Here is a 548-nt window from a genome sequence, read left to right on the forward strand (position 1 = left end):
GGCATACTCTGCTCCGGCATCATCTTCCTGCTGCTCGGGGCGTCGTTCTTCATGCTGGTGTTTCGAGGCCTTGGAGGTCACCTTTGGATCGAATCGCTGTTTGGCTATCTGCCCGCCGGACAGATCGGCTTCATCATATTCATCAACCTAGCGGTATTTCTCCTGGCGTTCTTCCTCGACTTCTTCGAGATCGCCTTCATCGTCCTGCCGCTGATTGCCCCCATTGCCCGGCAGCTTGGCATCGACATGGTCTGGTTCACGGTGCTGCTCGCCGTCAATCTTCAGACCTCGTTCATGCATCCGCCGTTCGGCATCGCGCTCTACAATCTGCGCAGCGTGACGCCTTCCTCGATTCGCACGTCCGAGATTTACTGGGGAGCGGTGCCCTTCCTGGTCATTCAGCTGCTGATGGTGGGGCTTCTCATTGCCCTGCCGCAGATCGTGACTCGGCCGCCGGCTCCGCCGGTAGACACGACAATTTCCATCGAGCTACCACCGCCGCCAGACGACAACTGAAGCAGGCAGGCGGCCGAAGGATCACGGCATCT

General features: G+C 59.1%; 1 protein-coding gene. It reads left to right on the plus strand.

Annotation, left to right across the window (positions count from 1 at the left end; all coding sequences use genetic code 11):
• On the plus strand, positions 1-516 hold a 516-nt coding region (locus ACTIF1_RS26480; RefSeq protein WP_439599469.1), incomplete at its 5' end, for a TRAP transporter large permease subunit.
• Positions 517-548 lie beyond the last annotated feature (32 nt).

The organism is Falsiroseomonas sp. (assembly GCF_051860665.1).
Classification (GTDB): Bacteria; Pseudomonadota; Alphaproteobacteria; order Acetobacterales; family Acetobacteraceae; genus Falsiroseomonas.